The organism is Paenibacillus sp. TAB_01 (assembly GCF_043945595.1).
Classification (GTDB): Bacteria; Bacillota; Bacilli; order Paenibacillales; family NBRC-103111; genus Paenibacillus_S.
In genome coordinates this window covers 6,612,904-6,638,862 of sequence record NZ_JBIFNP010000001.1, presented here as the reverse complement: position 1 = coordinate 6,638,862, position 25,959 = coordinate 6,612,904, and the positions used below count along the sequence as shown (strand labels likewise).

21 protein-coding genes and 2 pseudogenes are annotated in these 25,959 nt (G+C 55.3%); 14 read left to right on the top strand and 9 right to left on the bottom strand.

Features of this window, described 5'->3' with window-relative positions:
• Positions 1-71: 71 nt before the first annotated feature.
• From ACHHV8_RS32365 to chrA, 3 genes are all read right to left on the bottom strand, one after another.
• Entirely contained in the window at positions 72-1,067 is a 996-nt protein-coding gene (locus tag ACHHV8_RS32365) for a sensor histidine kinase (protein ID WP_395163291.1), read from the bottom strand.
• Positions 1,064-1,765, bottom strand: a complete 702-nt coding sequence (locus ACHHV8_RS32360; RefSeq protein WP_395163290.1) for a response regulator transcription factor — start codon at positions 1,763-1,765, stop codon at positions 1,064-1,066. Before ACHHV8_RS32360 ends, ACHHV8_RS32365 begins: the two co-directional genes overlap by 4 nt.
• A gap of 434 nt (positions 1,766-2,199) precedes the next feature.
• Positions 2,200-3,387 (bottom strand): chromate efflux transporter, encoded by a 1,188-nt coding sequence (chrA, locus tag ACHHV8_RS32355; protein ID WP_395163289.1) that lies wholly within the window; start codon positions 3,385-3,387, stop codon positions 2,200-2,202.
• Positions 3,388-3,722: 335 nt separating this feature from the next.
• Between chrA and ACHHV8_RS32350 the strand changes: the two genes are divergently transcribed.
• On the top strand, positions 3,723-6,035 hold the full coding sequence (locus ACHHV8_RS32350; protein WP_395163288.1) for an ATP-dependent DNA helicase: 2,313 nt from the start codon (positions 3,723-3,725) through the stop codon (positions 6,033-6,035).
• Between the two features lie 338 nt (positions 6,036-6,373).
• Here the strand turns inward: ACHHV8_RS32350 and ACHHV8_RS32345 are convergent, their stop codons facing one another.
• The 3 genes from ACHHV8_RS32345 to ACHHV8_RS32335 form a co-directional block, all read right to left on the bottom strand.
• Complete coding sequence (locus ACHHV8_RS32345) at positions 6,374-7,117, bottom strand: SDR family oxidoreductase (protein ID WP_395163287.1); 744 nt, start codon at positions 7,115-7,117, stop codon at positions 6,374-6,376.
• A gap of 74 nt (positions 7,118-7,191) precedes the next feature.
• Positions 7,192-7,794, bottom strand: coding sequence for a TetR/AcrR family transcriptional regulator (locus ACHHV8_RS32340; protein ID WP_395163286.1), 603 nt, complete (start codon positions 7,792-7,794; stop codon positions 7,192-7,194).
• A gap of 278 nt (positions 7,795-8,072) precedes the next feature.
• Complete coding sequence (locus ACHHV8_RS32335) at positions 8,073-8,792, bottom strand: 3-ketoacyl-ACP reductase (protein ID WP_395163285.1); 720 nt, start codon at positions 8,790-8,792, stop codon at positions 8,073-8,075.
• A 310-nt stretch (positions 8,793-9,102) separates the two neighbouring features.
• Here ACHHV8_RS32335 and ACHHV8_RS32330 point away from each other — a divergent pair, with 310 nt between their 5' ends.
• Positions 9,103-9,294: a hypothetical protein gene (locus ACHHV8_RS32330; protein WP_395163284.1), complete on the top strand. Its 192-nt coding sequence runs from the start codon at positions 9,103-9,105 to the stop codon at positions 9,292-9,294.
• A gap of 12 nt (positions 9,295-9,306) precedes the next feature.
• Here the strand turns inward: ACHHV8_RS32330 and ACHHV8_RS32325 are convergent, their stop codons facing one another.
• A complete protein-coding gene (locus ACHHV8_RS32325) occupies positions 9,307-10,194 on the bottom strand; it encodes a serine/threonine protein kinase (RefSeq protein ID WP_395163283.1) in 888 nt (295 codons plus the stop codon).
• A 150-nt stretch (positions 10,195-10,344) separates the two neighbouring features.
• On the opposite strand from ACHHV8_RS32325, the gene ACHHV8_RS32320 reads away from it, so the two are divergent.
• Positions 10,345-11,739 carry an MATE family efflux transporter gene (locus tag ACHHV8_RS32320; RefSeq protein WP_395163282.1) on the top strand — a complete coding sequence of 465 codons (1,395 nt, stop codon included), beginning with the start codon at positions 10,345-10,347 and terminating at the stop codon, positions 11,737-11,739.
• A 23-nt stretch (positions 11,740-11,762) separates the two neighbouring features.
• Here ACHHV8_RS32320 and ACHHV8_RS32315 read toward each other — a convergent pair whose 3' ends face one another.
• Positions 11,763-12,371: a DedA family protein gene (locus ACHHV8_RS32315; protein ID WP_395163281.1), complete on the bottom strand. Its 609-nt coding sequence runs from the start codon at positions 12,369-12,371 to the stop codon at positions 11,763-11,765.
• Positions 12,372-12,763: 392 nt separating this feature from the next.
• On the opposite strand from ACHHV8_RS32315, the gene ACHHV8_RS32310 reads away from it, so the two are divergent.
• From ACHHV8_RS32310 to add, 4 genes are all read left to right on the top strand, one after another.
• Complete coding sequence (locus ACHHV8_RS32310; RefSeq protein WP_395163280.1) at positions 12,764-13,651, top strand: LysR family transcriptional regulator; 888 nt, start codon at positions 12,764-12,766, stop codon at positions 13,649-13,651.
• Positions 13,652-14,218: 567 nt separating this feature from the next.
• On the top strand, positions 14,219-15,427 hold the full coding sequence (locus ACHHV8_RS32305) for a M20 family metallopeptidase (RefSeq protein ID WP_395163279.1): 1,209 nt from the start codon (positions 14,219-14,221) through the stop codon (positions 15,425-15,427).
• The gene (locus tag ACHHV8_RS32300) at positions 15,420-16,832 is read left to right on the top strand and encodes a YfcC family protein (protein ID WP_395163278.1); all 1,413 of its coding nucleotides are present in this window, start codon (positions 15,420-15,422) and stop codon (positions 16,830-16,832) included. Before ACHHV8_RS32305 ends, ACHHV8_RS32300 begins: the two co-directional genes overlap by 8 nt.
• Before the next feature lie 380 nt (positions 16,833-17,212).
• Positions 17,213-18,262 carry an adenosine deaminase gene (gene add / locus ACHHV8_RS32295; RefSeq protein ID WP_395163277.1) on the top strand — a complete coding sequence of 350 codons (1,050 nt, stop codon included), beginning with the start codon at positions 17,213-17,215 and terminating at the stop codon, positions 18,260-18,262.
• 135 nt (positions 18,263-18,397) lie between these two features.
• Here add and sleB read toward each other — a convergent pair whose 3' ends face one another.
• Positions 18,398-19,042, bottom strand: coding sequence for a spore cortex-lytic enzyme (sleB, locus tag ACHHV8_RS32290; protein ID WP_395163276.1), 645 nt, complete (start codon positions 19,040-19,042; stop codon positions 18,398-18,400).
• A gap of 167 nt (positions 19,043-19,209) precedes the next feature.
• On the opposite strand from sleB, the gene ACHHV8_RS32285 reads away from it, so the two are divergent.
• The 7 genes and pseudogenes from ACHHV8_RS32285 to ACHHV8_RS32255 all read left to right on the top strand — a co-directional run bounded on the left by ACHHV8_RS32285 (position 19,210) and on the right by ACHHV8_RS32255 (position 25,888).
• A complete protein-coding gene (locus ACHHV8_RS32285; RefSeq protein ID WP_395163275.1) occupies positions 19,210-20,148 on the top strand; it encodes a bile acid:sodium symporter family protein in 939 nt (312 codons plus the stop codon).
• 191 nt (positions 20,149-20,339) lie between these two features.
• Positions 20,340-20,696: a DUF2294 domain-containing protein gene (locus ACHHV8_RS32280; RefSeq protein ID WP_395163274.1), complete on the top strand. Its 357-nt coding sequence runs from the start codon at positions 20,340-20,342 to the stop codon at positions 20,694-20,696.
• A gap of 316 nt (positions 20,697-21,012) precedes the next feature.
• A complete protein-coding gene (locus ACHHV8_RS32275) occupies positions 21,013-22,101 on the top strand; it encodes an ABC transporter substrate-binding protein (RefSeq protein WP_395163273.1) in 1,089 nt (362 codons plus the stop codon).
• 117 nt (positions 22,102-22,218) lie between these two features.
• Positions 22,219-23,153 (top strand): annotated as a pseudogene (locus ACHHV8_RS32270) (nucleoside hydrolase).
• A gap of 34 nt (positions 23,154-23,187) precedes the next feature.
• On the top strand, positions 23,188-24,009 hold the full coding sequence (locus ACHHV8_RS32265; protein WP_395163272.1) for an ABC transporter permease: 822 nt from the start codon (positions 23,188-23,190) through the stop codon (positions 24,007-24,009).
• Positions 24,010-24,015: 6 nt separating this feature from the next.
• Positions 24,016-24,804, top strand: coding sequence for an ABC transporter permease (locus ACHHV8_RS32260; protein ID WP_395163271.1), 789 nt, complete (start codon positions 24,016-24,018; stop codon positions 24,802-24,804).
• A gap of 21 nt (positions 24,805-24,825) precedes the next feature.
• A pseudogene (locus tag ACHHV8_RS32255) lies at positions 24,826-25,888 on the top strand (ABC transporter ATP-binding protein).
• The last annotated feature ends 71 nt before the right edge of the window (positions 25,889-25,959 follow it).

Here is a 25,959-nt window from a genome sequence, read left to right as displayed (position 1 = left end):
CCCCTACTTTACAAGCTGAAAGCTTCGGCTGCTATCGATTTACCTTACCCGAGCCTTACAGTTTTGTAAGGTTAAGACGGCGCATGCGCCCGGGGGAAGACGAGCCGGACGGTCGTTCCTTGTCCCGGCTGCGATTCCAGCTCCACCTGATGGCCGAGCCGGTCCGCCACCTCCTTTACCAGATACAGCCCCATCCCCGTCGATTCCTTGTATTGACGGCCGCGGAAGCCCGTGTAATAGGGCTGGAATACGCGCCGCAGGTCTTCCTTGTTGATTCCGATGCCCTCATCGCGGATTTCCAGCAGGACGGCTTCCTCGCGTGCCAGCGAAGAGAAGGTAACTGTACGGCCTACACCGGCGGAATAATTGACGGCATTCGTAATCAGCTGGCCGAGCATAAAACGGAGCCACTTTTTATCCGTATAGACGGAGCTGTCTTCGTCGACCCGGATGTCCGGGAACACGCGCTTGCGGATGAACAGCTTGCGGTTGTCGGCAACGGCATCGCGCACTACGCCGAGCAGGGAGACGGGAGCGAGCGTGAAATCGTGCTCGAAATTATCGAGCCGTGAGGTGTACAGCACCATTTCCAGCCCTTTTTGCAGCCGGTCCAGCTCCTCCAATATACTGTCCGCCGCCGGTTCGTCAAGCTCCTGGACGGTCAGCTGGATGACCGACAAGGGAGTTTTCATCTGATGCACCCAGCGGTTAATGAAAGTAATATGCTGCTCCTGGCGGCTGTGGTGGCGGTTCAGCATCTCCTGGACCTGCCGGTAATACGACTGAAGGAGCTCGTGCGCCGCTTCCGGCAGCGGAGCATCTCCCAGCGGCTGGATCAGCTCGTTCAGCTCGGCTGCAGAACCGCTTAGCCGCCGGTACAGCTCACGATATACCGCGTAACGATATAACAGATAGCCCGATAATATTACTGTGCTTAACAGCAGACCGTAAGCGACGATGGCGAACGGCCGGCCTTCTCCCGTAAGCCAATAGAGCAGGGGCACCAGCGCCATCTGGAGACTGTAAAACAGCAGCAGCGGGAGCTGGCCCTTCCAGAAGAGCCTCATAGGACAGGCTCCTGGCCGAGGTTAAACCGGTATCCGGCCCCCCGGACGGTCTCGACCGCCTCCGGCGCTCCCAGCTCCTTCAGCTTTTTACGGATACGGGTGACGTACACGTTCAGCGTGTTATCATCGATAAAATGATGATCCTCCCACAGCTGGTCGAGCAGCCTTTCCCGGCTGACGACGCGCCCGGGCTTTTGCATCAGCGCTTGAAGCAGTACGGCTTCCTTCTGCGTCAGCTCGGCGGACAGCCCGCCCAGCTTGATGACGAAGCGCTCCGGGAACAGGGTCAGTCCGGCCGCTTCAATCGTCCGCTCCTCCTGGCGCGCGGAGTAGCTGCCGTAAGCCCGGCGCAGGTGGCTGCGGATTTTGGCCATAACGACTTCGTAATGAAACGGCTTGGTGATATAGTCGTCGGCTCCGTTCTCGAGCGCCATGACCTGATCCATCTCGCTGTCGCGGGCGGAGATGAACAGGATCGGACAGTTCGAGTGGGCGCGGATTTGGCGGCACCAGTAGAAGCCGTCATATTTCGGCAGGTTGACGTCCAGCAGCACCAGATCGGCGCGCAGCGCAAGAAAGGCCTCCAGCACCCGGTCGAAATCTTCCGCCCGATGAGCCGTGAAGCCGTATTTGTTCAGCTGGGCTTGAAGGATGCCGGCAATTTTGGCATCGTCCTCGACAATAAGTATAGAGTGCATGCAGCTCACCGCTTTCTTACCCGAGAGGGTCTGTAAGTTCAAATTTCAATGGCACAACCGCGCTTGAGCTTCGCTGAAGTTCTGTGCGGGACGCGGGGAGAGGGAGTCTCCGGCGGCTCGGTCGAGCAAGCTGTATCTATCCAGGCTCTCTGACACGGGGGCTCTGGCGGGAAGCTCCCTCTCTATATAGACGGTACAAAGGGCTTAAACCCTTACATCGGCGATGGTTTTTCTTTTAGTCATTTCTTCTTTCTGGCAAAACGATTCCCGGAGACGGTAAAATAACCCCACAACGTGGGGCTTATGCTTCGAAGCGGACTCAGGCAATTTGCGGGGACCCCGAAAACATTAGATTCTGATATGTCAAAAAAACCGGGCGCTTCTTGAGCGTCCGGCTGCAGAATTTCGTTATGTAGATTCGAATTGACACTGATTCAGGACAGGCCGAGGAAGCTTTCCGCCGTGCCGCAGAGCGCGGCTGCGATTACGACAAGCCAAGGCGGCAGCTTCCAGAAGACGAGCGATCCGAACAGCAGCAGGGCCAGGCCGAAGTCGGCAGGCGTCCGTACGGCGCTGGTCCATACCGGATCATAAAGCGCCGCCAGCAAGATGCCGACAACGGCTGCGTTAATGCCCCGCAGAGCGCGCTGTACCTTGGGCTGATGCCGCAGCGTATGCCAGAAGGGAAGCGCGCCTAAGGTTAACAAAAAGGCGGGAGCAAAGATGGCCGCTGTGGCGACGGCGGCGCCCGCCCACCCGTGGATCACGGCGCCGAGATAGGCGGCGAACGTGAATAAAGGACCGGGGACGGCTTGAGCCGCGCCGTACCCTGCAAGGAATTGGTCCGGGCTCACGGCCCCGGACGGGACTACCTCCTGCTGGAGCAGGGGAAGCACGACGTGTCCGCCGCCGAACACAAGCGCGCCGGAGCGATAGAAGCCGTCGAACAGGGCGAGGCTCCAGGATGCAGGGAACTGTGACCGGAGCAGCGGAAGCAGCAGAAGCAGAATGAAGAAGACGGCGAGAAAGACCGCTCCGAGCTTCCGGCTCAAAGGCGGCTGCGATTCCTCCATCTTCAGCTCCGGGGCTTCGGCTCGCCTGTACAGGATCAGCCCGGCTGCTCCCGCAGCGGCGATAAGAAGAAGCTGCGCCCAGGCGGAGCTCCAGAGCAGCATTAGCGTAGCCGTCATCAGGGCGATGGAGGCTCGGGTGCGGTCGGGGGCAAGGCTTCGCCCCATGCCCAGCACTGCCTGAGCGACAATGGCGACGGCGGCGAGCTTCAAGCCGTGGAGCCAGGCGCCCTGCAGGCTCCAGCTCTGGAGCAGGTAGGCGAAGACCGTGAGCGCAGCTGCGGAAGGGAGCGTAAAGCCGAGCCATGCGAGCAGCGCCCCCGGCAGGCCGCCGCGAAGAAGGCCGATGCCGATGCCAACCTGGCTGCTGGCTGAACCAGGAAGAAATTGGCACAAAGCGACCAGGTCAGCGTAGCTCCGTTCATCCAGCCAGCCGCGCTTCTGCACGTATTCCTGACGGAAATAGCCGAGGTGCGCGACAGGTCCCCCGAAGGAGGTAAGCCCGAGCTTTGTTGCGGCTTTTAATATGTCCCCTTTGGAAGAGGTGTTCATGAAAGGATTCGCCCCATTTTTCCAGAGTTTTCGTGTATTCTCTCCGCATTATACCTTTGGATTTGCAGGCGCTACAATGAAAATTTGAAAGTTGAAAGCCGAATCCGAAGCCGAAAGCCGAATCCGAAAGTGAGAGCTGTACGCCGAATGTCGAAAGCCAAAGCCGAATCTGAATCCGAAGACGAGAGCTGGGGGCTGAACGCCGGACATGTGAATGGGGAGACTGATCCGCTGCTCGGGGAAGGATGCGCAAAGGGTTCCAATCATGGTACAATTAAGGAACAAATGTTCTGTGGGACGAGACATAAATATTTTAGTATAAAGGGGGCGCACGCATGTCCGATACGGTCAGCCTATCCGTAAGAGCGCTGGTGGAGTATGCCTATCGGAGCGGGAGTATCGATTCCGGCTTCCGGACAAGCACAGCACTGACGGAGGGGACGAAGGCGCATCAGAAGATACAGCGGCAGTACGGGGAGCTCGATCAGAAGGAAGTGTACTTATCGGCCGAGGTGACGATGGGGCCCCTTGTTTTTGTCATTGAGGGCCGGTGTGACGGCCTGCTGGTGCAGGAAGGGCTCCTGACGATTGACGAGATCAAGTCCACCTCGGGAGATGCCGGCCGTATTGCGGAGGACACTTATCCGGTTCATTGGGCTCAGGCGAAATGCTACGCTTATATGTATGCCAAGTCCCACGGTCTGAATCGGATGGGAATTCAGCTTACTTATGTAGAGGTCGGCTCGGATGTGCAGAAACGGTTCCAGGCGGAAGCCTCCTTCGAGGAGTTGGAACAGTTCGTTCTGGATACGGTACGGCTTTACCTTCCGTACGCGCAGATGCGCGCGGAGCACGAACGGGCACGGGACGCCAGCATCCAAGCGCTTGCTTTCCCGTTCGAATCCTACCGGGACGGGCAGCGCAAGGTAGCCGGAGCGGTTTATAAATCGATAGCCGAAGGCCAGAGGCTGTTCGCCCAGGCGCCGACGGGGATCGGCAAGACCATATCGACGCTGTTCCCCGCGGTGAAGGCGATGGGGGAGGGGCTTGTGCGGCGGATCTATTATTTGACCGCAAAGACGACGACCCGCACGGCGGCGGAAGAGGCCTGCGCCAGAATGCAGGCTCACGGCCTGCAGCTGCATGCGGTAACCATTACCGCAAAGGAGAAGGTGTGCTTTCAAGAGGAGGCGCGCTGCACGAAGGAGCACTGCGAATTTGCGGACGGCTACTATGACCGGATCAATGAGGCTATGCTCGATCTGCAGCGTGAAGAAACGCTGATCACCCGCGAGGTTATCGAACGCTATGCGCGCAAGCATCGGGTGTGCCCGTTTGAATTCTCGCTGGATGCGGCGTACGCGGCCGATGCGGTCATATGCGATTATAATTATATTTTCGATCCGCGGGTGAGCCTGAAAAGACAGATCGACGATCAGAAGCGGCAGACCGTCCTGCTCGTCGATGAGGCGCACAACTTGGTCGACCGCGCACGGGAAATGTACTCCAGCGTGTTGAACAAGTCCGATTTCTTGAATCTGCAGAGGGAGTTTAAAGGCGTTCACGCCGGAATCCATGAGGCGGCCAAGGCGGTTAACGCTTATTTTATAGCGGCGCGTAAGGAGCTTGGAGAGCAGAAGCATCAAGTCGGCTTCACGCTGCCGGAGGCGCTGCTTCCGCTGCTCGAGACGTTTGCGCTGACCGCGGAGCGCGAGCTGTCCGCCTCTCGGGCTGTGTCCCCGCTGCTGCTGGAGGCTTACTTTGCCGTCCACGGCTTCCTGCGCACGGCAAAGCTGTACGACGAGCGGTACGTGACCTGCGTAGAGTCGTTTCGCAGCGAAGTGAGGCTGCGCCTGTCGTGCCTGGACCCGTCTCATCTGCTGCGGCAGATGGGCAAAGGCTTTCGGTCCCAGGTGCTGTTCTCCGCCACCTTGTCCCCCTTGTCGTACTATATGGACATGCTGGGAGGCGACGAGGAATCGTACACGGTGTCGGTACCGTCGCCTTTTTCCAGGGAGCAGCTGGAAGTAGCCGTTCTGCCGGTATCCACCCGTTATGCCGACAGGGAACGAAGCAGGTTGCCGATTGCGGAAGCCATAGGGCGGTTTGCCGCACAGGGGAAGGGGAACTCGCTTGTCTTTTTTCCATCGTATGAGTACATGAACAGCGTGGTGGAAAGGTTCGAGGAGCTAGGCATAGAGGCGGAGCTGCGGATTCAGCAGCAGACCATGTCCGAGGAGGAGCGGGATGCCTTCCTGGCATCGTTTGATGCAGGCAAGGAACGGGCATTGATCGGTTTTGCGGTCATGGGCGGTATTTTCTCGGAAGGGATCGATCTGGTTGGAGACCGGCTCAATGGGGTGGTAGTGGTGGGGCTTGGACTGCCCCAGGTAGGCCTGGAGCGCAATCTGATTAAGGAGTATATGGACCGGATGGGGAAGAACGGCTTCGATTACGCCTATGTATTTCCCGGCTTGAACAAAGTGCTCCAGGCTGGAGGGCGGCTGATCCGTTCCGAAACTGACCGGGGCCGTCTGCTGCTGATTGACGACCGGTATTTGCAGCCGCGGATTCAGCGGCTTCTTCCCGAGGCATGGCGGGATTATGAGGTTCTGCCGCGGGCAGGAACGGGTGTGATCCCGCTATAGGCTGTTGATGAGGGAGGGGGATATGCCGTTGTTCGCTATATGGTGTGCTTCATCTGCGGCGGAAGCTACAGGTCCGCGGCTGGATTCAGCAACCAGGTGCTGTGAGTGATCCTATAGCTCCTCAGGCAGCTGCTGCGGTATCTGATGGTATAAAAAAAGCAGCACCGCATCGTTCTCAGCGCATTGTGTAATAAACTATAGCGCTGAGAATGGTGCGGTGCTGTGTTGTGCGGGGAGGGGCAAATTGCCGCACATCGTTGAGTTGAAGCCTGCGACGCTTCCGCTCTCCCGCCGCCAGGCTTTGCATCGTTCGGATCGGGTAAATCGGGAACCGCTGCTTAAGCGAATCCGCCGTTGACGCGGATCGTCTGACCGGTAATCCATTGGGCGGCATCGCTCGCCAGGAAGGTGACGACGCCGGAAATGTCTTCCGTCTCGCCCAGACGGCCGAACGAGTTCATTCTGCGGATGCCCTCGATTTGCTCCTCCGTCTTTCCATTGTTAAACAGCTCGGTGTTAACGGGTCCTGGAGCAACGGCATTGATGGTAATTCCCTTCGGGCCGAATTCCTTGGCCAGCTGGCGGGTAAACTGCTCGACGGCTCCTTTGGAGCCTGCATACAGGCTGTATGCAGGGAACATAACCCCAAGCACGGAGGTGGAGAAGTTAATAATGCGGCCGTTGTTCTCCATGTACCGCATGGCCTGTTGGCAGGTGAAATAGGTGCCTTTGACATTTACCGTAAACAGCTTGTCGAAGTCTTCCTCCGTCACATTCGCGAGCGGCTTGGTTACCATCAAGCCTGCATTGTTGACAAGAATGTCAACGCGGCCGAAGGCCTCGATGCTCTGCTGAAAAAGCCGCTCGATGTCCGCAATCCGTCCTACATCGGCCTGAATGGCCAACGCATCGCCTCCTTGGCGGCGGATGCTTTCAACCACCTCTTCGGCAGGTACCGGGCTGCTGGAGTAGTTGACGATCACCTTCGCGCCGCTGCGGGCCAAATCCTCCGCAAGGGTGCGGCCGATGCCTCTGGAAGCCCCGGTGACGATAGCTGTTTTCCCTTTCAAATCGATAACCATAAATGAATCCCTCCTAGATTAGAGTAGCGTAAAGTTTAGGTACAAGCTTCAAACAAACCATAATGCAGGTATAGTTAAGGCCGGGGAGGGATAGACTTTCCAAGTCCTCTTCGCAGCAGCTCCCACACCGTATCGAATTCCTCCTGCAGCGTCTCGGCCGACCATTCATAAGCATGAGCGGGATGGTGGAAGCGGGCGGTAGCCATGAAAACAGCTTTCGCCAAGGCATCGGCAGATCCTTGCTCGAACTGCTGCAGCCGCATCCCTTCCTGCAGGATGCGTTCAAGCTGTGCTATAAGGTGGTTCACATGCTCGGTGATCATATCGACGGCATCGAGCGTAACGGCGGTATACATCGCGAACATTTCGGGATCGTCGGCCGCAGAGTTTCTCTTGCTTGCGATTAAAGCCAGCAGCCATGTGCGCAGATGCTCCTCCGAGCTGTCAAAGGACTGCCCGGCGATGTCCGCCAGCGGAGCCGAGATTCGGCCCAGCCAGCGTTCCGTGACCGCCTCGCGCAAGGAGGCCTTGCTGGGAAAATGGCGGTACAGCGTACCATGGCTGACCTGAAGCGCCCGCGCCACGTCGACGACCGAGGCTTTGTCCGGACCGAACCGGCGAAGCGTCTGCTCGGCAGCGTCGAGAATCGCTTCTCGTGTTAACGGCAGTTCGTTCATATTGGCCTCCTTTCTTTGTTGATCCCATTATAGCCTGCGTGATAACAAATATCAACTGACAAAATTACATATATGTCATTTGATATAAAACGGGAAGCTGCTCATGATAGCAACTCCCTCCCGAACTTGGTTTAAATCCAGCCTAGACCTGGATGTACAGCAAACAAAAGACGCTTCCATCCCACTGACATAGCGGTTTTGGAAGCGTCTTTGCACATAAAGAGGAATAGCCTCTTGCTTGTCTTACCGGAAAACGGCCGGGCCTGTCCGGCAAGGTATTACTGCGGGTTGGTCGTCCAGATACCTGCGGTTTTCACAAACACGCGGTGCGGCAGCTTCAGTGCTGCAGTGATCAGCTCGGCTACATCCTCAGGCTGCATCATGCGGTCCTCGTCTCCGATGCTCAGTCCGGCATTCGCCGCAAGCTCGGTATTCACCGTGCTCGGCGTCAGGGCCGTCACCCGGATGTTCGATTTGCGGACTTCCTGCAGGAGTGCTTCGGTGAAGCCGAGAACGGCGAATTTGGAAGCGCAGTAGGCCGAGCCGGTAGCAAAGCCGCGCTCACCGGCGGTCGAAGCGATATTGATAATGCTTCCTTCATTCTGCTTCAGCATGGTCGGCAGCACGGCGCGGCTCACATAATACGTTCCCATCAGGTTGACCTGAATGATCCGCTCCCACTCGGCAGGGTCCATGTCAACCACGGTGCCGAACGTTGCGGTGCCGGCGTTATTGATTAAAATATCGACGGAGCCGAGCTGCTCGGTCAATGCCGAGACTGCCGCATCCACCTGGGCTTTATCGGCGACATCCGCCGCAGCGAAGAATACACGGACGCCGTGTTCGGACTGCAGCTGCTGGTGGAGCGACTCCAGATCCGCGCTGTTTCTTGCGATCAATCCGAGATGAACGCCTTCCTTGGCCAGCGCGATGGCGGCGGCTTTGCCGATGCCTTTGCCGGCGCCGGTCAGGATGGCGGTTTTGTTTTGAAGTGACATAGTTCGGGACTCCTTCTCCGTATACCGGTTTTAATAGCTGTTTCTGCGCGTTATGCAGATCGGAATAATGCACTCACAGTTCTGATTATAGGAAAAGCGCCAGATGAATACAAATGGCAGCGGGAACGGGGCAGCGTCGGAGATTGGACGGAGATTGAAACGCAGCGAAATTCCGTACGTAGAACATGACAGGCGGTTTGGCAGTAAAGCAATCCGAATGGAAGGTTAAGGGAAGACCGTCTTTGAACCGGCAAGCTTGCAGAAGGATGCCGCAGGCTTGACGGGAAAACTTTTCCGGGAGGGAAGCCCAATGTTAAAGAGATTGTTAAGCAAGCTGCTGGGCCTCGACAAACATCGCGGCGGTTCCAGCTACCGCCCTTACCGCAGCAGCGACGATTACGGGAAATACGGACACGGACACAGGCCGCCGGGGCCGCGGCACGATCAATACGGCCGCCATCATTATAAAAAGAAAGGCTCCTCCAGCTCGTACAGCAGCTGAGCCGTTATCCTTCTAATCGAGATCGGGCAGCAGGCGCTGGATAGCCCGGCGCAGCTCGCCTGCATTTCGATAAGGCTGTTCCGTCAGAAGCAAGCGGCGGAGCAGCTTTTTTGTGCCAGGCTGAAGCGTCAGCTCCTGCTCCCAGCCTGGCTCGCGGCCTTTCTCCTTTATCTGCTCCTCCTCCGGGTACGCGCTGTAGAGCAGGAACAGGAGCAGATGGCCGATTGCGTAAAAGTCGCTCGTAACATGAATTCTGCGGCGATGTCTCTTCTCTGAAGGGTCGTCTGCATCGACCTCATACGGATCGTAATCCTCCGGCTGGCTGCCCGCAAGCTCCCGCGAAAGTCCCACATCGATAAGCTGCACCGATTTTCCATGAAGCAGAACGTTGGCAATACTGATATCCCGATGGACAATGCCGACGGAATGCATGTAGCCTACGATGGACAACAGCTTCAGCACAAGCTGCAGCGCCTCCTTCTCCGTAAAAACGCGCTCCTGCTCGAACAGCAGCCGGTCCAGGCTGACTCCCTCCATATATTCCATGGTAAAGCATAAGTGCTCTCCATAACGAAACTGCTCATACAGGCCCGGCAGGCCCGGATGCGCCAGACGGCGCAGTATAGCGGTTTCTTGGCCGTAAATGAACTCCGCCCGCGCCCTCCCGCCGCGGAGCGGGCAGACGCGCTTTAAGACACAGCGGCGCCCCGAACGGATATCGCGGCACAAATAGGCGCTGCCGTAGCTGCCTGTTCCCAGCTTGCGTACAATACGGTAACGCTTGGCAATGACGGCGTCCGGACGAAACTGCAGCAGGTCCTGCCAGAGGCGCAGCCCCTCATGAAATGTCTTGCCGAGACGCTGATTCCAGGGTTTCCTGGCTGGTAGCTTCGTCTTCATATCGTTACACCTCCTGTCCGCGGACGCACGAAAGCGCCGTCATTTTTGAAACTTTTGCAAACTGGTAATTTGTTCGTGCAATTGAATGGGAACTGTGCTACGATACGCCTTAGTTTAAAGCACGGTTAACCATTTGAAGAAGGTGACATCATGACTTCCGTCCACGGAAACCAGGAGCTTGGAGCCAAGCCGGAGAAAATGAACCTGTTTTTTCTGACCTGGCCGATTTTTCTTGAAATCTTCCTGTTTATGCTTATGGGCATTGCAGACACATTTATGTTAAGCGCTATATCCGATAACGCCGTCGCAGGGGTCGGAGCAGCCAATCAGTATCTTCATATTGCCATATTGATCCTTGAGGTCATCGGCAACGGCGCCTCGATTGTCGTAGCGCAATACATCGGTTCGCGCAAGCTGATTGAAGCGGCCAAAATATCCGCGCTTGCGGTGACGATGAATCTGCTTGTCGGCCTGCTGATCAGCGCGGCATTCGTAACTTTATGCAGCACGCTGCTGGAGACGCTGAACCTGACCGGCCAAATATTGGAGTTCGCCCGCAACTATCTCTACATTGTAGGGGGCGGCATCTTCCTGCAGGCGATTATCAACTCGCTCTCCGCGATTATTCGGGTTCATGGCTTTACGAAGGAAGCGATGTTCGTGTCGCTCGGAATGAATGTAATCCATATTGCCGGAAATTACACTTTGATTTTCGGTCATTTCGGCGCTCCTGAGCTGGGTGTGCAGGGGGCGGCTATTTCAACGGTGCTGAGCCGCGGGCTGGCTCTGCTTGTTTTTGTGTGGCTGCTTTACCGCATTATGGCGGTTCGGGTGGAGCTTCGCTATTACTTCTCGCTGTCGAAGGAATATATCGGCAAAATTTTGAAGATCGGCATTCCTTCCGCCTTCGAGCAGGTGATGTATCAGACGTGTCAGACCGTTTTCGTCTATTATACTACGTTTCTGGGAGCGGAAGCGCTGGCGGCGAAGCAGTATGCATCGAATATATCGATGTTTATTTATTTGTTCGCGATCGCCATAGGCATGGGAACCGCGATCATTGTCGGCCGCCTGGTCGGCGGGAACCGGAAGGATGAAGCTTACTTCCGCGTCTGGAAGAGCGCGCGCTGGGCAAGCGCAGCTACGCTCTTGATGGTCGCTGCGGTCATTGTGCTCCGCAAGCCGCTGATGGGGATGTTTACGGCCGATCCGGAAATCGTCCGTCTCGGCGCCAATGTGCTGCTGCTCAGCATTGTGCTGGAGACCGGCAGGACGATCAATATCGTGCTCATCAATTCGCTGCGGGCGGCGGGGGATGCGAAGTATCCGCTGTGGGTGGGCATGTTTACGATGGTAGCGATGAGCTTGTCTTTGGGCTATTTGTTCGTATTCAAGCTTGATCTGGGGCTGGCCGGCATCTGGTTGGCCATTGCTGCCGACGAATGGATGCGCGCGGTCATCATGTATTTCCGGTGGAAGAGCCGGGCATGGGAGAAGCACGGGCTTATCCAGCACGAGTTCAAAGAACAGTCGGTCTCCGTATGACCGTATAAAAAGGAAGGAGAGGCTCAAGCGGAGCCTCTCCTTTTTAGCTTCAGCGCAAATTTGGCTGCCGCGAATGCGGCCAATGCGACGCAGGGGACCCATAACAGCCGGAGTCCGTAATGGTGCACCATAGTCATCGCTTCGTCCACATGGCCTCCGGCAAACTGCCCGACGGTAAAGAAGAGCAGCGTCCAGATAAGACCGGTTGTATACGAAATCAGGGCGTAGCGCCGGAAAGTCATCTGATTGAAGCCGACGATGTACGGGACGACATGCCTGACCACGGGAAAAAAATAGCTGATGACCAGCGCGAAGCTGCCGTATTTGTCGATCAGCCGTTCCGAGGTACGCAAATATTTGTCCATGTTCTTTTTCTTTCGCAGCTTATTCAAGATCGGCGTGCCGATGAACCGGCCGAGTCCATAGCCGAGCGAGAGCCCGGAAATAACGCCGAGATAGGTCAGCAGGAAGGCGGGCAGCCAGTGCAGCAGGCCGCTTGACGTAGCCGCGCCCCCGGTCATGACAATGACCTCGTCAGGCACCGGCATGCCGACAATGCCCAGCCACAGCAGGAAAAACAGCGCGGCATATCCATACTGCCCGATCATGTCGAGCAGTGCATCGTAGCTCATGATTTATTCGCTCCTCTATGGGAAGATGGCCGCTCTGAAGGAGCGGTCCGTTTTTTACATGATAGAATTTATTGATATGTTCTCGGGGTCCCCGCAAAGTACCTTCGTCCGCTTCGAAACATGAGCCCCACTTTGTGGGGTTGTTTACTGATTTCGGCACCACAGGCTCCGAACGGGAGCTTTCCTTATAGCATACAGATTAAGGAAGTCCGATTCAACTGTCCGGGGATGGGGTGGAGGCTGGACTCAGGTCGGGGATGGCAGAGAGGCGGAGGGAAGAGTGGGAAGCACACTTTTATTAACCTTTGGTCAAATAAAAGATAGCGATCGAAATAGGCTTGAATCCCGGGAGGAGGAAGCCTATAGTAGAAACAGAAAGCGGGGAATCCGTTATGAACGAGAAAGATTGCTTGATGCTTCGATATCTCGCCGAAGAGCAAAGTCTGACGAAGGCCGCAGAGCGTCTGTTTATTACACAGCCGGCTTTAACCTATCGGCTTCAGCAGATGGAGCGGGAGTTCGGCGTACCGATCATAATCAAAAACGCCAAAGGGACCAAATTTACCCCGGAGGGCGAATATTTGGCCGCTTACGCGAAAAAGACACTTGATGAGCTGCATAAGATGAAAGAATATATTGCTAACATGCGCAATGAGGTGAAGGGAAATCTCCGCATCGGCGTATCCAGCTATTTCGGGCTGTACAAGCTGCCGCCCCTGCTGAAAAAATTCAGCGTGCTGTATCCGGAGGTGCAGCCCATCGTTACCTGCGCATTAAGCTCGGAGATCGTCGAGCTGCTGACGCAGGAGGAGATCCATGTCGGAGTCATCCGGGGGGAGTACCCGTGGCTCTACTCCAAATTTCTGCTGCACGACGAGCCGATCTGCATCATCTCGCGGGAACCGATTGAACTCGATAAGCTTCCCGACCTCCCGCAGATTCACTATAAGCAGCCAATCACCCATTCGCCCGGATCGGTTGCGGTGCCTTTCGGCGATGCGATCTATGCCTGGTGGCGGGAGAGGTACAACAGGCCGCCCAACATTACAATGCAGGTGGACAGCTACGAGACGTGCAAGGAAATGGTCAAGCACGGTCTTGGGTACTCCATCATTCCCGGCATTTTCGTCACGCCGAGCGACGGATTATATTCACTGGAGCTGATACAGTCGAACGGAGAGCTGATGAAGCGCAATACGTGGATGCTGTATAAGGAGTCGCTGCTGCATCTGGCTGTAGCTGACCGATTTGTCGGCTTTATGAAAGAACAGCATGCGTAGGCGCCTGGGGAGCGGGTCCGGTTGACCGCCACACAGCATTCGCAGATGATATCTGGGATTCATCGGGTACGTTGAAAAATTGAAGGAGCGCAGAGGCACGCAGTTAAAGCTGCGCATTGAGGCGTATCCATGCCTAAGAGCCGATTGTAAAATAAAGTTAGAAACGGAAAGGCGCGCATCTCCTTTGGGGAGAGAGGGGCGCCTTTTTTTGCTGGAGGCTTGTGAAAGAGTTTCCGCATCCAGCCACCGCTTTATGCGGCGAAGAGTGCATAAATATACCCCGGCCCCTGGTGGGGAAATGGGAATGGGCAAGAAAGGGAACACCAAGCGTGGAAGAACTGGATAGGGTCTATCCTCCATTCCGTAGTATGTTAGCTGTTAAAATACGGGAAAACAAAGCTGATTTCTGTATTTCCATAAAAAAATTTTAGGTTGAATGCTAAAAACTATTAATTTTACTTATTTCAAGGCCGGTTTTACAATAATTCAATAAAGATGCATAAATATTCGCTGCTGCGCTTGGACGAGCAGGTGATGATGCATACAAAGGCGAGAGGCGGAAGCGGTATGGCTAAGGAACAGGCAAAGCAACAAAAAGAAGCGATTCGGCAGACGGTCGATGCGCTGGACGGGCAGCTGCGGGCCATCGCGCAGCGGATTCATGCGAACCCGGAGCTGAGCTTTCACGAGCATCAGGCCCAAGGATGGTTAACGGAGCCGCTGGAAGAGGCGGGCTTTCAGGTGGAGAAAGGCATAGCCGGACTGCCGACATCCTTCCGGGCTACGTGGGAAGGGAGCGGGAGCGAACCGACGGTCGCGCTGCTTGCGGAATATGACGCGCTCCCGGCGATCGGCCATGCATGCGGGCACAACCTGATCGGCACGGCGGCCGTAGGCGCGGCCTTGGCTTTGAAGGAAGCCTGTCCGGAGCTGCCGGGCAAAATTATCGTGCTGGGCACACCGGCTGAGGAAGAGGGCGGCGGCAAAATCATCATGTGCAACGAGGGCGTCTTCGATGCCATCGATGCGGTGATGATGGTGCATCCGCAGAACAAGACGATGGTGCTGCGCGGAGCGCTTGCCTGTGTGGACGCGACGTTCACGTTCCACGGGCGGCAGGCGCATGCGTCTTCTGCGCCGGAGAAAGGCATCAGCGCACTCGATGCGATGATTAATGCTTTTGTCGCGATCAATTCGCTCCGGCAGTTTATGAAGGAGGACGTGCGCGTGCACGGCATCATCACGAAGGGCGGAGATGCCCCGAATGTGGTACCGGAGCTCTGCGAGGCGGTCTTTATTCTGCGGGCGGCTAACGTAGAAGAGCTGAAGACGGTACGGGAGAAGGTTTACCGTGCGGTGCGCCATGCAGCCGAAGGCGTGGAGGCTGCGGTGGATATTACCGAAGGCTTGATCTATGCCGAGCGGAATAACAATAGGGCGCTTGCCGGCATGTTCCGGGATAACCTTGAGCAGCTGGGCATCGAGGTTGTCGAGCCGCCGGCCAAGGGAGGCATCGGCTCCTCGGATATCGGTAACGTCGGTCAGGTGACGGCGACGATTCATCCTTATATCCGGCTGGGCGACGCCACGACGCATACACCTGAGTTTTGCAGGCTGGCCGGGGCGGAGGAAGGGATGATCGAGCTGAATCAGGCCGCCAAGGCGATGGCGATGACCGCTTATGATCTATGTACGGACGCGGAGGCGTTCACGCAGGTACGTCAAGAATTTGAACAGTGGAAGCAGGAAAGAAACGGGGGAGCAATTCATGGATAGCACGCAGGCAAGCTCACGCAAATGGTTCAAAATGCCGCATACGTTTGTCATCTTGATGATTCTGGTTTTTGTCGCGGCGGCATTGACCTATGCGATTCCTGCCGGGAAATTCGACCGGGTGAAGGATAAAGCGACGGGGAAATCGCTGCTTGTCACCGGATCGTATCATCAAGTCGATGCCAGTCCGATCAGCCTGGTCGACATTCCGAAGTCGGTCGTTCACGGGCTGGTGGATTCGGCGGACGTCGTCTTCTTCATTTTTATTATCGGTGGCGCATTTCAAATTATTTCTTCTACGGGAACCATTGAGGCGGTCACCGGCAGGGTGGCCCGGACGTTCGCTTCTCGAGGAAAGTGGGTCATACCGGTCTTCCTGACGCTCTTCTCGGTCGGGGGCTTCACGATGGGGATGTCGACCGAGGTTATGGTGTTCGTGCCTATCGGTATTGCGATAGCCCGGGCGCTCGGATACGACGCGCTGACGGGGACGGCGATGATTTCGCTTGGAGCCTCCTGCGGATTTACGGCGGGTCTGCTCAATCCGTTTAACGTCGGCTTGGCGCAGGCGATTGCGCAGGTTCCGATCTTCTCCGGCATCTGGCTGCGCATTATTTTGCTGGTCTGTCTGATTACTGTGACCAGTATTTATTTAATGCGCTATGCCGGCAAGGTGAAAAGCAATCCGCAGCAGGGCTTGGTCTATGACTTGGAGCAGCAGGCCGACGGCCAGCACAAGGTAGATTTCTCAAACCTGCCAACGATGCAGCTTAAGCACTATTTGACGATTATTACCGTTATTCTCGGCTTCGGCTTCCTGATCTGGGGCGTGTCGAAGAAGGGCTGGTGGATGGAGGAGCTGGCTGCGCTGTTCCTCACGATGGGTGTGGTGTCCGGCTTCTGCAGCGGCTTCGGTCCAAGCCAGATCGCCCGTGAGTTCGTAAAGGGCGCCAGCGCGATTACGTACGGCGCATTTATTATCGGTATCGCGAGAGCGATTATGGTCGTGCTCGATCACGGCAATGTCATTGACACGATCGTCAACAGCTTGTCCATTGTCGTCGGCGAGCTGCCGCGCTCCATCCAGGTGCTTGGTATGTACGTCTTCCAAAATCTGATGAATGTGTTCATCACCTCCGGTACGGGAATGGCAGTAACGACGATGCCGATTATGGTTCCGCTGTCCGACCTGCTGGGCGTGACCCGGCAGACGGCCGTGTTCGCCTTCCAGATGGGCGACGGCTTCACCAACATGATTCTGCCGACCTCCTCGGCATTGATGGGAAGTCTGGCCGTATCGGGAATCACCTATCAGAAATGGGTCCGGTTTTTCTGGCCGCTGATGGCTATGTGGCTTGTGATCGGCGCCGTATTCATTATTGTTGCGGATATGATAAAATACAGCTAAATATGGCTCGGCTATAGCCGCCTCTCTATTTCGGAAGAGGCCGCTGAAAAACTAACGGAGAGTACGGAATCGTTCTGTAGAAGCGAAAGCGTTCGCCTTTGTCCCTGGACTTCAACCGCTGCAAGCGGAAGAGAATCAAAGGAATCCAGGGACAACAGTGATCGTCAGAACGTTCCGTACTCGTAGCGATAACTTTTCAGCGGTCTCTCGTTCGATGGAGAGCTTTTTTTGTGTTCACGTTATATAACATTACCCATAAAATGGAATCAAGATATTTGTGTTAAATATGTTGACATAAACATTTCGCGGAGTTAAAGTAATAAAAACTATTTTTGCCGCCGTTATAAGCCGGTCCAACATTTGAAGGAGGAGTGATCGAGATGGAGAAGCGCGGGATGAAGGAGCTGCTTTATCAACTGCCCAAGGTGGATCTGCATGTGCATCTGGACGGAAGCGTCAAGCCCGAGACGCTGCTGGAGCTGGCGCGGAGGCAGGGTGCCGAGCTGCCTGCGGGATGCAGGAAGACACTCCTCCCCTTTATGCAGGTGGACGAGAGCTGCGGCAGTCTGAAGGAGTATTTGAGTAAATTTGATTTCGTGCTTCCGTTTCTGCAAACGGGAGAGGCGCTGGAGCGGGTAGCCTGCGAGATCGCCGAACAAGCGGCTGAACATAACTGCCGCTATGTAGAGGTTCGGTTTGCGCCTCAGCTTCACCGCAGCGGAGGTTTAACCGCCGAGGAAACGATCCGCTATGTCCTCGCCGGACTGCAGCGGGGAGAACGGGATTATGGCGTCAAATCCCGTGCCATAGCCATCTGCATGCGGCATCACGGCTACGAGGAGAATGCGGACGTCGTGCAAGCGGCGGCTCTGTATGCGGGCCGCGGACTCGCGGCGGTGGACTTGGCCGGAGACGAAGCCTCCTTCCCGCCGGACCGGTTCCGCGATGTGTTCTCCCTCTGCCGGGAATTGGGCATCCCGGTCACGATTCACGCGGGCGAAGCGGGGGGCGCCGGCAATGTTTACGAGGCCGTGACCCGGCTCGGGGCGTCGCGGATCGGCCACGGCGTCCGGCTGAGGGAGGATGCGGCCGTGCTGGAGCTGGTAAGGGAGCGCCGGGTGCCGCTGGAGATGTGCCCTGTCAGCAACATCCAGACCAAGGCAGTAGCGGATTGGCATGTGTATCCGATCCGGGACTATTTCGATCGGGGGCTCCTCATTACAATCAATACCGATAATCCGATCGTATCGGGTACGAATATTACGAAGGAATACGAAATATTGGCCGAAAAATTCAATTTTACTATGAGCGAGCTGGCGAAGCTCGTGATGAACGGGGTGGAGGCGGCCTTTCTTGAGGACAGCGAGAAAAGCATCCTGAAGCGTGATGTGGAGCGGGAGCTTCAAGAGCTGGGTATAGCTTGCGGTTGAAGAGAGGTTGAATCTACAGGCTCGATCAACGGAGCAGTCCCCTTGATAAAACGAGGGCGGCTGCTTTTTTCGTCCCGCGGCTACTGCTCGAATACAAAGAAAAACCCCGCTTCAAATGAAGCGGGGTAAGAGTTCTTATTTTGCAAAAATATGACGTCCGATCTGTACGGTCTGCGGTCTCGACCAGATCCATGAGCTGGTCGCCGTATCCGGATTAAAGTAATATAGCGAGTTGCTTGTAGGGTCCCAGCCTCTGACGGCATCCTCCGCGGCCTTATAGGCCGTGCTGTCCGGCGTGAGCCAATATTGTCCGTCGTCGACGGCGGTGAAGGCTCCCTTCTGAAAAATGACGCCCTCAATCGTATTCGGGAACTGCCCGGACTGAATGCGGTTCATGACGACCGCCCCAACGGCAACTTGTCCCTCATAAGGCTCGCCGCGGGCCTCGCTGTAGATGATTTTGGCTAACATATCGAGCTCGCTGCGGTTCAGCGAGTATTTTTTGAGCAGCGCCCATGTATCGTCACCGGCATAGCCATCGGCTTTGATGCCGTAATTTTTTTGAAATTGACTGACTGCCTGAGCAGTATTGATTCCGAACTTTCCGTCCAGCGGCTGGGTGTAGTAACCCATCACTTTCAGCCGGAATTGTAAATCCCAGACGTCTCCCCCGGAGCTTCCCGGCTTGAGCAATGCGGCCGCTTTGGCGCTTTCGTTAGGTCCGGCTATATTCATAATGCACAGTACGAGTGCGATAACAAGCACTTTCCAATGTTTCATGATATGAACCACTCCCTTCGGATTAACATTATAGGGGGAGGTGAACTGAGGGTTCAACACGCACATATTGGAAGCAGGCCGAAAATCCAGGCTGACCGCGGCTTTAGATTGTGGTAGAATGATGTTTATTATTTTCGAGATACTACATATATAGGAGAGAAGACACCATGAATACTGTAGAGAAAATCAGTAAGTTTGTCGGAGGCACCTTTTCCATTTGGGTGATTTTGTTCGCTGTCCTCGGCTTTGCGTTCCCGCAGGCCTTTGTCGGGCTTAAGGGCGATATCTCGCTGCTGCTCGGGATCGTTATGTTCGGCATGGGGTTGACGCTGTCCTCGGCGGATTTTCGTGAAGTCTTCCGGCGCCCGGGCGATGTGGCCATCGGGGTGGTCGGCCATTACCTGATTATGCCGCTGCTGGCTTATGCGCTGGCTGTTGTTTTGAAGCTTCCGCCGGATATTGCCGTAGGCGTTATTCTGGTAGGCTGCTGCCCAAGCGGAACGGCTTCCAACGTCATGACCTTCCTCGCGAAGGGCGATGTGGCGCTGGGCGTATCGATCGCATCGGTTTCTACATTAATTGCGCCGCTGGCTACGCCGGCGATCATTTCTCTTCTGGCCGGCCATTGGATGGACATCAATACGAAATCGTTATTCATGGATATCATTCAGGTAGTTATCGTTCCGATTCTGCTCGGCGTAATTGTGAAGGCGCTGTTCAGAAAGCCGGCTGAAGCCAGCGTGAAGGCACTGCCTCTGGTCTCGACGATTGCCATCGTTATGATCGTAGCTATCGTGGTTGGGGTGAACAAGGGCAAAATCCTTGAAACCGGCCCGATTATTTTTGCCGTCGTGATTCTGCATAATTGCCTTGGCTACGTATTGGGCTACGGCTTTGCCAAGCTGTTCGGCATGAATTTGGCCAAGCGTAAAGCGGTTACTCTGGAGACAGGCATGCAGAACTCCGGTCTGGGCGCTGCGCTGGCTGCCGCGCATTTCAATCCGATTGCCGCGGTGCCGAGTGCTATTTTCAGCGTATGGCACAACATTTCCGGCTCGGTGCTGGCTACCTGGTTCTCCAAGCGGGAGGACAGCCTGAAGCGCTGATGCCCGGGCTTCCAAGCTCTAATGCAATAAAGTTATTCGGATTATAAAAATAATTTACATATTTTGGCCGAAAACGCCAGGATATCAGAGAATAAAACCGAACGATTCTCTTGATTTCATCTGAAATCTTATGTATTATTAAAATAGTTTAGCAGCCAATATGGGTCAATTTTGTGCTAGAAGGTGATCCCGTGTCCCTCGTAGACTCGAATGAGTACAAGAAGAAGCTGTGTCATCTGTACAATGAGGTCTCCAAGGAGCTGTTCGGGTTCGGTACGACACTGCTGAAGGCATCGATTGACCAGAACATCGTGACGTTTCTTGCCCGGCACCGCCGGTCTCCGCGTTCTACCGCTCTGGAGGGGGAAGCCCCAACCTTGAAGCATGAGGTGGACTTCTATATGTCCTCCATTTACAAGAAGCGGATGCGTGAGAGACTCGAACAGGAATTCGGGCTGTCGATCGAAGCGGTGCTCAGAGACTACGATCCTGCCACGCAGTGGGCGATCACGAACGTCATTCTGAAAGATACGACCAAATCAACTTGAATAGCGTAGCCGGCGTTTCTCTTTTGATCTATCTTAAGAGAAAACCACAGATGTACAACGGATGTCGCTGATCATTGTTTACAATGAAAAGTGCTCTTGTTAGAAGATTTCATTCTACCAAGGGGCACTTTTCTTTTTTTGCGGGGTCGGCTTTCAGAATGGGGTTTCGGCGGATCGGCTTGAGGCGGCGGAGGCTGTGCCGGAATAGCTTCAAACGGGACATGGGTAACCTATGGGTAATCATTTTCGCAAAAGGGGTTCATGCATCACAATGCATCACAATCATACTTATCATTCAATTAGGAGGAAGATGAAGATGAAGAAAAAGATGATGGGCGGCCTGCTGTCCCTGTCTCTGGTAGGAATGGCATTAAGCGGCTGTGGAGCGGCTCCGGCAAAGGAGCAGGGAGATTCGAATGCGGCAGCTCCAGCTCCTGCGAAGGGAGAGCCGACGCAGCTTGTTATTTCCACGTGGGGCTTCTCCGACGACTTCTTCAAGAAAGAAGTGTACGCACCTTTCGAGAAGGAGCATAACGTCAAGATCGTACTGGAAATCGGCAATAACGCCGAGCGTCTGAACAAAGTGCGTCAAGGCAGCTCGAGCGTCGATCTGATCTACCTGTCGGATTATTATGCACAACAGGGCATTGAAGCGGGCATCTTCGAAAAAATCGACCGCAGCCGCATTCCGAACCTGAAAGATATTTATGATGTAGCCAAGGCGCCGCTCGGCGAAGACTACGGTCCGGCCTACACGATCGGCCAGCTGGGGATTGCCTACAGCCCGAAAGCGGCAGGAAAGGACATCAAGTCCTGGAGCGACCTGTGGAGTCCGGAGCTTGCCAAGAAGCTGACGATTCCGAACATTACCTCCACGAGCGGACCGATGATGCTGGATATGGCCTCTTTGGCGGCGGGCAGCACTTCCTTTGATGCGGATAAAGCGTTCGGCAAGATGAAAGAGCTGAATAAAAGCGTTGTGAAATATTACGGTCAAACCTCCGAATTCGTAAATATGTTCGCCCAAGGCGAAATCGCCGCCGGACCGATTATGGAAATGTACATGAAGGATGTCAAAGCTGCAGTGCCGGATGCGAAATTCGTTTCCCCGACGGAAGGCGGCTATGCGATCATGAACACGGTCAACATCGTGAAAGGCAGCAAAAACAAGCAGCTGGCGGAAGATTTCATCAACTGGCACCTGAGCAAAGAGGTACAGGAGAAATCGGCCAAGGCGAAAGTGGATTCGCCGGTTAATACAACGCTGCAATTGTCCGGAGATGACACGCAGGGCATTACTTACGGCAAAGATGTCGTCGGTAAGCTTCGTAAGCTTGATATGAAATTCGTCAACCAGAACTTGAAAGCCTGGATCGACCGTTGGAATAAAGAAGTCGCACAGTAAGATTCGAAGGATGAATGAAACCGGACAAGGGTATATCGCACGCTCTGCAGGCATGTGCCCTTGTTTTCTTTTTGAGCGGAGAAGAAAGCGTATTAGCGGAAAGGGGAGAAGCTCGCGGTGACGACAAAGAAGGTTATTCTGGATGTGGATACGGGGGTGGATGATGCATTAGGCATTCTGCTCGCCGTCAAAAGCGGGGAAATGGACATCTGCGGCATTACGACGGTCAATGGCAATGTTTCGATGAAGCAGGCGACGGTCAATACCTGTAAAATACTGCAGCTGCTCGGCGTGGAGGGACAGATTCCCGTTGTTCCAGGGGCGGTGAAGCCGCTGATGCGCACGTCGTTCTTCGAGCACCGGGTGCATGGACAGGACGGTCTGGGCGGTGCGTTGAAGGATATGGCGGTCGGGGGGAGCAGACCGAGGGACATGCCGTCGACTTCATCATTGATCAGGTTCGGCGCGCGCCGGGAGAGATTACGCTGGTCATGACGGGGCCGCTGACCAACCTGGCGATAGCTGTAACGGCCTATCCCGAGCTGGTGAACGAGGTCAAGGAAGTGATCCTGATGGGAGGCGTGGCCTCGGGCTTCGGCAATGTGACGCCTGTCGCCGAGTATAACATCTACGTGGACCCGGAGGCTGCCAAACTCGTGTTTCATGCCGGCTTCCCTCAGCTGACGATGGTAGGGCTCGATGTGACGCGCAGAGCCTTGATGGCCGACGAGCATATTCGGGCGCTGGGCGATACGCCGATTGGCCGCTATGTGGCCGAGAGCACGCAGGACTACATGAAGCGCTATATGGAGCGCAACGGCGTGCGGGCCTGCGCGCTGCACGATCCGTTGGCGGTGGGCGTAGCGCTGCGCAAGGAGCTGGTCACTACGCGACATTACTATGTCGACGTGGAGACGAGAAGCGACCTGTGCGACGGCCAGACGGTCTGCGATTTCCAGAACCGGCTGTCGCGCGAGCCGAATGTCCATGTGTGCATGGATGTGGATGCGGAAGCGTTTCTCCGGCTGTTTGTCGAGAAGCTTCGCGCATAAGTCATTTTGATAAAGGAACAGGAGAACCGTTTACATGAAAAAGAAGTATATCGCCTTACTGCTGCTGCCGGGCCTGCTGTTCCTGGCTGCGTTCATGATTATTCCGATCCTGTTGACGATAGGGTCTACCTTCTTTCAGGAGGGGCGGCTGACCTTTGACGGGTATATGCATTTCTTCAAGGATCCTTACTTCCTGCTCATCCTGCTGACGACACTGCGGGTGAGCGTGGTCACGACCGTTTTGTGTATCGCGATCGGCTTCCCTGCGGCTTATTACATTTCGAGGCAGGGCCCGCGGCGCAAAGGGATTCTGCTGGCACTGGCGATTTTTCCGCTGCTGACCAGCTCGGTAGTGCGTTCGTTCAGCTGGATGATTATCCTCGGCAAAAAAGGGCTGTTGAACAACACTCTGCTTGCAATCGGTCTGATTCATGAGCCGATGGACATTTTATATACGCCGACGGCAATGATGATCGGTCTGATCCATCTGTTCCTGCCGCTGATTATCATTACACTGGTCGGGGTGATGGAGAATATCGATCCGGACTTGATCAAAGCGGCGGAAAGCCTCGGAGCAAGCAAATTCAGCGCGTTCTGCAAAATTATCGTGCCGCTCAGCGTGCCGGGTCTGATTATCGGGAGCATTCTCGTGTTCGTCGGCAGCTTGACGGCCTATACGACGCCGGCTTTGCTGGGCGGGAAGCAGCGCGTTATCTCCACGTTCTTGTATCAGAACGCCATTACATTGAATGACTGGTATCTGGCTTCGGTTATTGCGACGATCATGATTGTGATCACCTTCGTCGTTATTGCGCTGATGAACAAGCTGGCCGCCAAGTTGAATCCGGGAGGGTAGAACATCATGCGGGAGAAACACCGGGTCCTGAGCCTGTTTACGCTTCTGGTCTATCTGTTCCTGCTCGGACCGCTGCTCATTATTGCCGTGGCGTCGTTTGAGCCGAGCAGCGTATTGAAGTTTCCGCCGACAGGCTTTTCGCTCAAATGGTATCACAATATATTGGATGTCACGATGTTCCTGACGACCTTCAAAACCTCCATCGTCGTCTCGCTGATCGGCAACCTGCTGGCTCTCTTGATCGGCGTGCCGGCGGCCTATGCGCTCAGCCGGTTTCAATTCAAGGGCAAGGATGCGCTGAATGCGATTTTTATTTCGCCGGTGTTAATTCCCGGTATCGTGCTGGGCTTTACGATGCTCCGGTATCTTATCGTGGCATACCACCTGCCGATTTATGCGGCGCTGCTGATCGGGCATACGGTCATCATGCTGCCGTTCATTATACGCGTCATTGCCTCAAGTCTGGCAAACTTTGATTTTGCCGTTGAGGAAGCGGCGCTCAGCCTGGGTGCGGGTCAGCTGGAAACGTTCTTCAAGGTTGTGCTGCCGAACATCAAATCGGGCATTATCGCTGCGGTGCTGATCGCCTTCCTCGAATCCTTTAACAATGTGGACATCTCCGTCTTCATGACCGGTCCGGGGGTAAGCACGCTGCCGATTCAAATGCTGACGTATGTCGAAAATCATTTTGATCCGACGATTGCCGGCATTTCGGTGCTGCTGATGATCTTCACGGGTATCTTCATGTTCATTATTGAACGGCTGATGGGCTTGTCTTACTTTACGAAACGATAATGAGAACGGAGGGCTGTCGACATGGCACTGCTCACATTGGAAAATATTTCGGTTGCTTATGACCAGAATTATATATTGAAAGACTTCAACCTGAATGTGGAAAAAGGGCACCTGATCTCGCTGCTCGGACCTAGCGGCTGCGGCAAAACGACGACGCTGCGCCTGATCGCAGGCTTCCTCGAAGCCAAGGACGGCCGCTTCGCGCTGAACGGCAAGGACTACACCCGCGTGCCGGTGAACAAGCGCAACTTCGGCTTCGTCTTCCAAAGCTACGCGCTGTTTCCGCATTTGTCGGTATACGACAATGTGGCGTTCGGCCTGCGGCTGCGCAAGGTAAACGATAAGGAAATCGCTCAGCGCGTTGGTAAAATACTGGAAACCGTAAGCCTCAGCGGCTTCGAGAAAAGGTACCCGAAAGAGCTGTCCGGCGGACAGCGGCAGCGTGTGGCGATTGCCCGGGCGCTGGTCATCGAGCCGGATTTGCTGCTGTTCGATGAGCCGCTCAGCAATCTGGACGCGAATCTGCGCGTCAATATGCGAACGGAAATCCGCCGCATCCAGCAGGAGCTGGGCATTACGACCGTCTATGTTTCGCACGATCAGGAGGAATGCTTTTCGATCTCCGATCAGGTGGCGATTATGAACAAGGGGATAATCGAGCAATTCGGACCGTCCGTCGGCAATTTTCAAATATCCGAAGACGGAGTTTGTTGCGCGGTTTATCGGCTTCAACAACTTCATTACGTTCGAGCAGAGACAGGAAAGCGCGGATCGCATCGAATTGAAAGCAGGCGGCTCCACTTTCTTTGCCGCGAAGCACTTGGGCAAAGCGGAGCAGCGCGGAATGAAAGGCGCACTGCGGCCGGACGATCTTGTTATCGGCACGCCGGAGGAGCTGGAGGCGGGGCCGAATCAGCTGACAGGCCGCGTCAAAGTCAGCACGTTCCTCGGCAGAAGCTACCAGTACGTTGTGGAAACCGGGCTGGGGCATTTCACCGTCAACAAAGAAATGGAAATGCCATATGCCGGCGGGGCAGAGGTTCGCCTGCTGTTTCCTGCGGAGAAGCTTGTGCTGGTGGAATAGAGTGAAGCGCCGGGCGGCAGACGGCGGGACGGACATGCCTTGATCGAAGGCGGGTCCGCCTGCATAACGCA